The organism is Kitasatospora sp. NEAU-69, from assembly GCF_057158765.1.
Genome location: NZ_JBWXUE010000057.1, coordinates 1 through 9,552, shown reverse-complemented (window position 1 = coordinate 9,552; position 9,552 = coordinate 1). Strand labels below are relative to the sequence as shown.

At 68.0% G+C, this 9,552-nt stretch carries 15 protein-coding genes; 8 read left to right on the top strand and 7 right to left on the bottom strand.

Going from position 1 to position 9,552, the window contains the following annotated elements:
• From AC060L_RS35905 to AC060L_RS35885, 5 genes are all read right to left on the bottom strand, one after another.
• The coding region (locus AC060L_RS35905; protein ID WP_483803191.1) for a vWA domain-containing protein at positions 1-494 on the bottom strand (494 nt) is incomplete at its 3' end.
• 411 nt (positions 495-905) lie between these two features.
• The gene (locus AC060L_RS35900) at positions 906-1,508 is read right to left on the bottom strand and encodes a glycoside hydrolase family 25 protein (protein WP_483803190.1); all 603 of its coding nucleotides are present in this window, start codon (positions 1,506-1,508) and stop codon (positions 906-908) included.
• Positions 1,509-1,728: 220 nt separating this feature from the next.
• Positions 1,729-1,929, bottom strand: a complete 201-nt coding sequence (locus tag AC060L_RS35895) for a hypothetical protein (protein ID WP_483803189.1) — start codon at positions 1,927-1,929, stop codon at positions 1,729-1,731.
• Complete coding sequence (locus AC060L_RS35890; RefSeq protein WP_483803188.1) at positions 1,926-2,213, bottom strand: hypothetical protein; 288 nt, start codon at positions 2,211-2,213, stop codon at positions 1,926-1,928. The genes AC060L_RS35895 and AC060L_RS35890 overlap by 4 nt, the downstream gene beginning before the upstream one ends.
• A gap of 16 nt (positions 2,214-2,229) precedes the next feature.
• On the bottom strand, positions 2,230-2,493 hold the full coding sequence (locus tag AC060L_RS35885) for a hypothetical protein (protein ID WP_483803187.1): 264 nt from the start codon (positions 2,491-2,493) through the stop codon (positions 2,230-2,232).
• 103 nt (positions 2,494-2,596) lie between these two features.
• Here AC060L_RS35885 and AC060L_RS35880 point away from each other — a divergent pair, with 103 nt between their 5' ends.
• The 6 genes from AC060L_RS35880 to AC060L_RS35855 all read left to right on the top strand — a co-directional run bounded on the left by AC060L_RS35880 (position 2,597) and on the right by AC060L_RS35855 (position 6,145).
• Positions 2,597-3,427 (top strand): helix-turn-helix domain-containing protein, encoded by an 831-nt coding sequence (locus AC060L_RS35880; RefSeq protein WP_483803186.1) that lies wholly within the window; start codon positions 2,597-2,599, stop codon positions 3,425-3,427.
• Positions 3,424-3,615, top strand: coding sequence for a DUF397 domain-containing protein (locus AC060L_RS35875; RefSeq protein ID WP_483803185.1), 192 nt, complete (start codon positions 3,424-3,426; stop codon positions 3,613-3,615). Before AC060L_RS35880 ends, AC060L_RS35875 begins: the two co-directional genes overlap by 4 nt.
• A gap of 199 nt (positions 3,616-3,814) precedes the next feature.
• On the top strand, positions 3,815-4,024 hold the full coding sequence (locus tag AC060L_RS35870; protein WP_483803184.1) for a DUF397 domain-containing protein: 210 nt from the start codon (positions 3,815-3,817) through the stop codon (positions 4,022-4,024).
• A 303-nt stretch (positions 4,025-4,327) separates the two neighbouring features.
• Positions 4,328-4,555: a serine protease inhibitor gene (locus tag AC060L_RS35865; protein ID WP_483803183.1), complete on the top strand. Its 228-nt coding sequence runs from the start codon at positions 4,328-4,330 to the stop codon at positions 4,553-4,555.
• A gap of 193 nt (positions 4,556-4,748) precedes the next feature.
• Positions 4,749-4,955 (top strand): DUF397 domain-containing protein, encoded by a 207-nt coding sequence (locus AC060L_RS35860; RefSeq protein ID WP_483803182.1) that lies wholly within the window; start codon positions 4,749-4,751, stop codon positions 4,953-4,955.
• Positions 4,956-5,122: 167 nt separating this feature from the next.
• Complete coding sequence (locus AC060L_RS35855) at positions 5,123-6,145, top strand: S66 peptidase family protein (protein ID WP_483803181.1); 1,023 nt, start codon at positions 5,123-5,125, stop codon at positions 6,143-6,145.
• A 105-nt stretch (positions 6,146-6,250) separates the two neighbouring features.
• Here AC060L_RS35855 and AC060L_RS35850 read toward each other — a convergent pair whose 3' ends face one another.
• Positions 6,251-6,604: a MerR family transcriptional regulator gene (locus tag AC060L_RS35850; protein WP_483803180.1), complete on the bottom strand. Its 354-nt coding sequence runs from the start codon at positions 6,602-6,604 to the stop codon at positions 6,251-6,253.
• 124 nt (positions 6,605-6,728) lie between these two features.
• Here AC060L_RS35850 and AC060L_RS35845 point away from each other — a divergent pair, with 124 nt between their 5' ends.
• The gene (locus tag AC060L_RS35845) at positions 6,729-7,373 is read left to right on the top strand and encodes an SDR family NAD(P)-dependent oxidoreductase (protein ID WP_483803179.1); all 645 of its coding nucleotides are present in this window, start codon (positions 6,729-6,731) and stop codon (positions 7,371-7,373) included.
• 134 nt (positions 7,374-7,507) lie between these two features.
• Entirely contained in the window at positions 7,508-8,116 is a 609-nt protein-coding gene (locus AC060L_RS35840; protein WP_483803178.1) for a flavodoxin family protein, read from the top strand.
• Positions 8,117-8,124: 8 nt separating this feature from the next.
• Here the strand turns inward: AC060L_RS35840 and AC060L_RS35835 are convergent, their stop codons facing one another.
• Entirely contained in the window at positions 8,125-9,315 is a 1,191-nt protein-coding gene (locus AC060L_RS35835; RefSeq protein WP_483798717.1) for an IS110 family RNA-guided transposase, read from the bottom strand.
• Positions 9,316-9,552 lie beyond the last annotated feature (237 nt).

Genomic DNA, 9,552 nt, shown 5'->3' with positions numbered 1-9,552 from the left:
CCCACCCCCACCCGTCGTCTCCCCTCCCCTTCCCCCATTCCCCACCCCCCGCCCCCCAGCGCCAGGCCGATCGGGGTCCAGCCGGTGGGCCGCAGGGTGGCGACGGCGGTCTTGGCCTCGACCTTGTCCGTCCTGCCGACCGGGTAGAGGACCTTGGTGTCCTTGCAGCCGTCCGCCTGGTCGCTGACCGGGTAGGTCGCACCGAGCGTACGGATGCCGAACTCGGCCTGCGGCGGCAACGCGTCGATCACGTCGTCGATGGACTGCTGGGCCACCGAGATCCGGGTTCTGCCATCGATGTCGGCGGTCCCCATGGAGCCACTGACGTCCAGGATCAGGTCGACCTTCGGATCCTCGGTGCTGCTCGGTGCGCTCGCCGGTGCGCTCGGCTCGTCGGCACGCGCGGGCAGGCAGCCCAGCACGGCGAACGCGACCGTCAGCAGGGCGGCCAGCAGCGCGGCCGGGCGGGCCGGCCATCGTCGTCTGATGATCATCACGGCCCGCATCCTATGGACCATCAGTTCCGAACACACAATTGATCACCAAACGCCCGGCTCACGACGGTTTCGAGGTCTTCAGCACCTCCCCCGTTCCGGCCTCCCCCGGCGACCTCAGCGGCAGGCTCGGCAGCCCATGGCACCAGTTCACCTGGCCGGGCTCCCGCCTGGCGCTGCGCGAGGTCGAACCCGAGGACGCCGGCGCCCTGCCGGCGATCTACGGCGCCCCCGAGGCCACCCGGCACCGCAGCTTCGAACCCCGCACTCGATCACGTACTCGATCCTGGAGCAGGAGTGGTCACGGATCGGCGCCTGAGCCAGAAAGGCCCGGCGCACCCGTTCTCCAGCGCTCCATGGTGCACGGGCACGGGCAAAACCTGCTGCTGCCGGTCCAGCACACTTGCCCGGCTACCGGCTACCGGCGGACTCGTCGGGGGACCAGTTGGTGTTGATCAGGACCCCGCACTGGTTGGTACCGCCGTTGTACTGCTTCATGCTGGGGCGGCTCCACCCGCCGAACGGGGCGAAATCGCTGAAGGACGCCACGCCGTCGTAGTGCGCGTACCACAGCGGCAGGTCGGCAGCGATGGTGAAGCCCTCGCCGAAGATCCCGTTCCACTGGCTCGCAGCGGTGTAGATGCCGAGGACCAGGCCAGTGCCCTTGAAGGCCTTCAGGAGCTCCGTGAACTTGGCCCGGTTGTCGGACTGGCTGCCCTTCCAGTACGTCCCCGCGCCCTCCACGTCGAGCCAGGTCGTCTCCGTCCCGCCCTCCTTGACGGCCTGGGCCACGTCGCTCGCTGCCGTGGCGGGCGTATCCGTGCCGATGACGGCAAACGCGTCGACCCGACTCATGCCGCCACTCCGCGCGCTCTGCGCAGTTGCGGCGAAGTTCGGGTCGACCCGCCCCTCGGACTGGTAGCAGCGAATGACGGCGCCGGTGTAGCCATTGCTCTTCAGACACCCGAAGGAGCTCGCACTGGCCCGGCTGCTGACATCGACGCTGAGGGACATGACGGGTACCTCTTTCAGTGGCAGGGCTGCTTGCTGACAGTTGATCCAACCGCGAGCCTAGCCAAAAGGATCACCGCAAACACACCGTTCTCCGTGAAAAGTTGACACTCGTTCATCAGGCCTGCCCGGTCCCTCAAACCTCACGCGCTTGAGCTCGAAGCGGCAGCCCCGGGACCAAGCGAAGCGCAGGCGAACTCGGCGCGCGGACTGCGGCCCCGGATCACGCCCTCGTGCCCGGGTTGCTGGGCCGGCAGCGCGGGCACCGGCAGTCCGGCCAGATCTGACTGGACGGACGGCCGCTGGGGTACTCGGGGCCGAACTCGTCCCGGGAGAGCTGGATTCGCTCACCGTCGGCGGTCACCAGGTACGTGCGGATGCTGAGGCCCTGATGCTCGGGCTCGGGCGAGGGCTCGTTGCTCACGTCTCGCTCACCTCGTCTCGCACACCGGGCAGTTCGGCCACCCGAGTGGGCAGGACCCGCCCTGGGATGACCCGCCCCAGACAGACCGCGTGGTCTTCGATGTAGTCGGCGATCGCTTCGAGGGTGCGGACGCTGCACCCGCCGATCTCGATGTGGATGCCCTCGCGCATGACGGTGATCCGGCCGCCCTCCAGGCCGACGAGGCGCGGAAGTTCAGCCAGCGCGAGAGCGTTGACCATCCGGGCGACGACCCGTTCGGCACGCTCCCGGAGCTCCCGGACCATCCGTTCCTCAGGGCCCTCAACGCTGCTGCTGGGCACGGTACTTCAACCCATCACTGAGCAGGCTGGTGAGCTCGCGAACCGTGCCGATGTTGGCCCGGCCGAGCGTGACGAGGACTTCACCGGTGACCATCGGCCAGTCCACGCCAACCGACGGCAGGACGATCGCGGCCTCGGCGAGCTTTGCCGTCAACTGGGTTGCGGTGTCGGCGGCTTCGCGCTCCCGCTGTCGCAGCAGGGTCTCCCGCCGCTCCGGTTCCTGCGCCTCGTTTCTCGCTGCCATGGTAATCCGACTCCTCTCCGTAGCCATTCCACTACCGGGCAGAGTCACTGTGGCGTACCGTCAGCTGCAGCTCAACTTGCCAGGAAAGGAAGTAGAGAGACACATGAACCGACTGGAACTGGTCCCTTCAGCGTCCTCCCGAGCACGCTTTGGTGCCGAACTCCGCTCTCTACGCGAGCAGTTGGGAATGACACAAGAAGAGTTCGGTGAGCGCCTGGGCCGATCCGGGTCTTTGATCTCAGCAGTCGAGACCGGACGGAAGTCACCAACTCTACCTTTTGCTCGTAAAGTTGATCAGACGTTCGATACGGGCAGCCGATTCGCTGGCCTATACTGGGATGTCCATGCAAGTGCGATGCTCCACGGCTTCCCGGACTACGCCGCGCAAGAGTCCCGGGCCAGCGAGGTTCGGATGTTCGAGGTCGGGATTGTCCCGGGGCTGCTACAGACTGCGGCATACGCAGAGGCGCTTGCAGCAGCAGCCGTGAGCCGGGGCAGCATCACCCAGGAGCAGGCAGAGGAGCGGCTCCGGTTGCTGTTCAAACGGCAGCAGATCTTCGCCCGCCAGCCGGCGGTGCGCATCCACGGCATCCTTGATGAGAGCTGCATCCGGCGCCCGGTCGGCGGCCCAGCAGTCATGCGTGGGCAACTTGATCACCTCGTCACCACCGCCCGGCAGCCGCATGTCATGCTGCAAGTTGCCCCCTACTCCATGGGCGAGGCCCGAAGCCTTGACCTCCCGGTCTACTTGCTCGCACTCCCCGACCATTCAGTTGCTGCGTACTCCGAAAGCGCCCAACAGGGGTTCTTCGAACGCGATCCCGACGCCGTGCAGCCCCTGCTCAGCGCCTACCATCACCTACAAGTAGAGGCGCTTACGCAGGCCGCATCCATCGAACTGATTCGCACCGCGCGGAAGGACTTCCTCCCATGACCCCCGACTGGTTCAAGTCGAGCTATAGCAACAACGGCGGCGCATGCGTAGAGGTGGCCGCCAACATCCCCGGTGCGGTCCCCGTCCGCGACTCCAAGGACCCCGACGGGCCCGCGCTGATCTTCCCGGCCGACGCGTTCTCCACATTCGTCACCGGCGTCAAGGCAGGCGCCTTCGGCACCGTCTGACTGACCGACACGAGAGCCCCCGGCCGACGGGCCGGGGCTCCTCGGCAGCCACCCCTCGGCTTGTTGATCTCTGCAGCTGGGGAGGGTGACGGTCATGACGGACGATTTCGCAACCGTGAGCGATCGGCTGGACCGTGCGGGCCAGGACTCCGCTACAACTGCTACAACCGATTCGCACCACACGGAAGGACTTCCTCCCATGACCCTCGACCTATCCGGCGTCTACTGGCGCAAGTCGTCGTACTCCACCGTCAACGGGGGCGAGTGCATCGAGGTCGCCCCCGGCTTCGCCGACGTCATGCCGGTCCGTGACTCCAAGAACCCCGACGGACCCGCACTGATCTTTCCGGCCGACGCGTTCTCCGCGTTCGTCACCGGCATCAAGGCAGGCGACTTCGGCACCGTCTGACCCCGGCCAACGGCCGGGGGCTCCTCGGTCACGCATACCGGATCCGTGCCGGCCGCGCACCGGCTGAAGTCACCGCCAGCGGCGCGGAGAGCGGTGACCAGGCCGAAGATCAGAACGCGCCGAATCCACTGCCGGTCCGTCAGATCCCCTCGCATCAAGCCAAGATCATCGCTGTTCAAGATCCGCTGCTGGCAACAGGGCTCCAGCAGGACTCCGTTACCACCGACCGTTCGGCCGCGTTGCTTCGAGGCCGGCAGCCACCGCTCGGCTTGTCGATCTCTGTAGCTGGGGAGGGTGATGGTCATGACGGACGACGACGATTTCGACTTCGCTTCTCTGCGCTCGTGGCCTCACCTCGTCGGCGTCGATGCCGACAAGGCGAAGGCAGAGATCGAAGCTGAGGATCCGGGCTTGCACGTTCAGCCTGTGCCGATGACTCATGACGTCACGTGTGACTTTTTGCCGGACCGGGTGCGGGTGTGGTTCGACCCAGACACGCGCCTGGTCATCGAGACGCCCCAGGTCGGCTGACCACACCGGGCAGGCTCGCTACCGACCCCAGCCTCGCTTTGCACGCCAACAACGAAGACCGGGCCACCAGTGGCAAGGCCAAGGCCGGTGACGGCGTCCTTGGTGACAGCGGCATCGGCTCACGATCGTGTGGGCCAGGACTCGGCCACAACATTTACAACCCGATTCGCACCGCGCGGAAGGACTCCCTCGCATGACCCCTGACCTGTCTCGCACCATCTGGCGTAAGAGCACCTACTCCGGCGGCGGGGGGAACTGCATCGAGGTCGCCCCCGGCTTCGCCGACGTCATGCCCGTCCGCGACTCCAAGAACCCCGACGGTCCCACGCTGATCTTCCCGGCCGATGCCTTCTCCGCGTTCGTCGCCGGCATCAAGGCAGGCGCCTTCGGCACCGTCTGACCGACCGATCGACCGACCGACACGAGAGCCCCCGGCCAACCGCCGGGGGCTCCTTGATCACGCATGCCGATTCGTACCAACACCCGCACCGCCCAAGGGCCTTCACCGCTCTGCACGCCCGGCAATAATCGCGTGCCCCCACCCACCGCACCGGCGACACTGACGCCATGACAACTCCCGCACTGTCACAGCTGCTTCGACCACGTGCGCTGAAGCCCGGAGATCTCGTCGTCATCGCAGCGCTGTCCGGTCCGCTGCCCGCCGCCTACGAGCCCAACGTCGAGCAGACCATCGTCGTGCTCGAGCGGATGGGATTCCGGGTGCGCCGGGCCCCGCTCCTCCAAGCAGGACGCAGCCGCTGGTGGAGCGCGGCCACGCCGGCGGAGATCGCCGGGGAGCTCAACAGTCTGCTGCGTGATCCCGAGGTGCGCGCGATCGTCGCGAGTGACGGCGGTCAGACAGTGTTCGGCTACCTGGACCTGATCGACGTCGAGGCGATCAAGGCCGACCCCAAACCGATCCTCGGCTACAGCGACATCTCGCTGCTGCACCTGGCGCTCTACGGGCGCACCGGCCTGGTCGGGTTCCATGCTGACATGGCCGTCCCCGGCTTCGGCGGACACTGGCAGTCCGCGCCGGTGGCACGTCAGGCGGAACTCGAAAGCCTCTACTCCCGGTTGCTGACCAGCACCGAGGCCATCGGTGCGCTGCCCACGAGCCCGTCGTGGGAGTGCTGGCGTCCCGGCCGTGCCGAAGGTCCGCTGATCGGCGGGGTGATCAATCGCATCGTGCTGGCGCAGGCGACGGCTTTCGCGCTGCCGCTCGAACGGTTCGACGGTGCCGTGCTGTTCTGGGAGGAGTTGGGCGGCCTGGCCTCGTACGTGTGGAGCTACCTCCAGGTGATGCGGCATGCCGGCATCCTCGACCGGATCGCCGGCATGGTCGTCGGCATTCCCCGCGACATCAGCGGACTCGAGCCCGGCGCCTCCCCCACCCTGCGCGAGATCGTCCTCGATGTCCTCGGCGACCGCGACATCCCCGTCCTGGGCAACGTCGAGATCGGACACGCCGGCCCGAACCTGCCGATGCCGGTCGGCATCCGCGCCGGCCTCGACGCGGAGCAGCGGACGCTGTCGCTGCTCGAACCGGCGTTGGGGGCGCCCGAGATGACGGAAGCGGTCAGGGCCTAAGGCCACCTCTTACGGCAGCTGTCCGGTCCGCTCGATCGGAAGGTCCTCTACGGCTCGGACTTCCCCGTCGTCACCGGGCTGGGCAGAAGCAGGGCCGTGACTGCGTCACGGCCCTGCTTCTGCCAGGAGCGCGTCGACCAGGCGACGTGAGTGCTCGAGTCCCTCGATCGACTCGTCCAGGCGGCGACGCTGCCGGGCCAGGCGGGTGACCATCTCCGGGCACTGCGGCAGCAGCCGTCCCGCGTCGTACCCCACGCACGGCAGCATGACCGCGATGTTCGCGGTGTTCAGGCCCGCAGCGAGCAGCGCCCGGATGGTGTCGACACGCACCACGTCCGACTCCTGATAGCGGCGCCTGCCCGCAGGCGTCCGGTCGGGGGCCAGCAGCCCGCGCTCCTCGTAGTACCGCAGCAGCCGCTCCGGCACACCGGAACGGGCGGCGAGTTCGCCGATCTGCATCTGTGCTCCCCGCTCCCACCTGCGGCGATGCCGCATGCCTTGCTCCTCACACCGATGAGAGGACCTACGGTCGCGTTCAACACCACGCGAGTTGGAGAAGATTCCCATGCCAGGACTAGTCATTGTGGGCGCCGGAGCAGGCCTGGGCGCCTCGGTCGCCGCGCGGTTCGCGCGGGAGGGCCTGCCCGTCGCGGCGATCGCCCGTAGCCAAGCCGTGCACGAAGTCGCCGCCGCGGTCCGCACGCGGACCTCCGGGCAGGTGCTCGCACTGCGCGCCGACAGTGCCGACCGTGCGGCGCTGCACGCCGCCGTCGACGTCGCCGTGGAGGCGCACGGCGTGCCCGACGTCCTCGTCTACAACGCGGCGATCATCCGGTCGGACCGGCCCGGCGAACTGAGCACGCAGCAGCACCTGGACGCGTGGTCGGTGAACGTGCTCGGCGCGTTGGACGCGGCAACGTACCTGGCCCCGCAGATGGCCCGGACCGGCGGCGGCACGGTGATCATCACCGGCGGCATGCCGCGGCCCCTCAGCCGCAGCACGAGCCTGTCCCTCGGCAAGGCCGGTGTACGCGCGCTCACCGAGATCCTCGAGCAGGAGTACGGCCACCTCGGCGTGCACATAGCCACCGTGACCGTGGACTGCGCGATCGTGCCGGGCACCGACGCCGACCCCGAGCTGATTGCCGAGCACTACTGGACGCTGCACCGGCAGCCGCGTGCGCAGTGGCAGCACGAGATCGTGCACTCGGCCTCAGTGCCGGTCTGAACACGTCCCCGGCCGGCATCCGGCCGGGCCGGCCCCCCTGCTGAACCCCCAGCCGAACCCCCGAGCCGAACCCCCCAGCGGGCGGTCCGCTCCTTCGCAAGACCCACACCACCACCTCGAGACGGAGAACCCCTGTGTCCACCCCCGTGAAGCTCGCCATCGTCTACTACTCCTCCACCGGCACCATCGCCGAGATCGCCAAGGAACTGCACGACGCCAGCGTCAAGGCCGGCGCCCAGGTCCGCCTGCTGAAGGCCGCCGAGCTCGCCCCGGCCGGCGCCATCGAGTCCAACCCGGCCTGGGCCGCACACCACGCCGCCACCCGGGACGTCCCCGAGGCGCGCGCCGAGGACATCGAGTGGGCCGACGCGGTGCTCTTCGGTTCCCCCACCCGCTTCGGCAACGTCTCCGCCCAGCTCAAGCAGTTCATCGACGGCCTCGGCGGCCTGTGGGCCCAGGGCAAGCTGGCCGACAAGGTCTACAGCGGCTTCGTCTCCAGCGCCACCGCCCACGGCGGCCAGGAGTCCACCCTGCTCGCCCTCTACAACTCGATCCACCACTTCGGCGGCATCACCGTCACCCCCGGCTTCACCGACCCGGCCAAGTTCGTCGACGGCAACCCCTACGGCACCTCCCACGTCGACGCCCAGGGCAACAACCCCGTCGGCGACCCCACCCGCACCGCCGCCCGCGTCCAGGCCGAGCGCGTCGTCAAGATCGCCGCACAGCTCAAGGCTTCCTAATGAAGTTGTCAAGCCGCTGCGGCAACCGGAGGTACAGCTTGGTAACACCGTCCGTCACGGATGAGTGCCCACATAACGTTGACCCGTCGGCGGGCCAGGGCAAGGACCGCCTGCTTGTGACGCTTGCCTTCAGCGCGCTTGCGGTCGTAGAAGCGCCTGGACTCTGTATGACAGCCGATGCTGATCAACGCCGAGGTGTAGAAGACCCGTTGCAGCCCGCGGTGGTACTGCTGAGGGCGGTGAAGGTTGCCACTGACGCGCCCGGAGTCCCGAGGTGCCGGGGCCAGGCCCGCGAACGACGCGAGACGGTCAGGACTCGCGAACGAAGTGATGTCGCTGCCGATCGCGGCAAGGAACTCAGCGCCGAGCACAGGCCCGATGCCAGGCATGCTGGCGATCACATCGGCGAGTTCGTGCTTGCGAAACCGGTCCTCGATGAGCTTGTCGATCTCCGCGACCTTCCCGTTGAGGACCATCACCTCCTCGGCCAGGGCCTGGACCATCTGGGCGATTGCCTTCTCCCCCGGCACAGAGGTGTGCTGACGCTCCGCGGCCTCGTGCGCGGCGGCTGCCAGCGCGGCAGCGCTTCGAACCTTGCGGTTGCCCAGCCACTTCTCCAAGCGGCTCACACCCGCTCGGCGGATGGCCGCCGGGGTCTGGTAGCCGGCCAGCAGCACCAGCGGCCCGGCGTTGGTCAGCTCCAACACGCGCTCAAGCGCCGGGAACACACTAGTCAGCGTCCCGCGCAACCGGTTGACCGCCCGGGTACGATCACAAACCAGATCGGTCCGCCTAGCCGTGAACAACTTGAGCTCGATGGTGGCCTCGTCGCTAGGGCGCATGGGCCGCAGGTCTCGGCGAACACGAGCCTGGTCCGCGATGACCAGCGCGTCCCTGGCATCGGTCTTGCCCTCGCCCCGGTATCCGTCCGTGGCCCGGTTGACTGCCCGGCCGGGGATGTAGAGCAGCGGCTGGCCGTGGTTGACCAGCAGGGTGATCAGCAACGCGGCACCGCCGTCGGCCATGTCCACCGCCCAGGTGGCCTCCTCGCCCAGGTCGAGGACGTCGTCCAGCAGTTGCAGCAGCTCCAGCTCGTCGTTGACCACGCGTCGGGACAGCAGCTTCCTGCCTTCCGCGTCGATGACGACGCAGTGGTGGTGGGCCTTGCCGCAGTCGATCCCCGCCCATATCCGGCTCATCGTTCTCCTGCCGTGCTCGTCGATGCAGTGCTTACCACGGACGACCTCGCCGGCATTGCCCTACTCAGCGATCTTGTCGCACTTCCTAATCAGCGGCCGAGTCGTCGTGGGGTGCCGGGCGGCCAAGCCATGAGAGCCACGAGCGGCAGCCGCCTGAAAGCCACACCCAGCACCCCTGGGTGATCAAGACCATACGACTGGCTTCATCGACCCATCAACAACGTAGGGCCGCCTGAC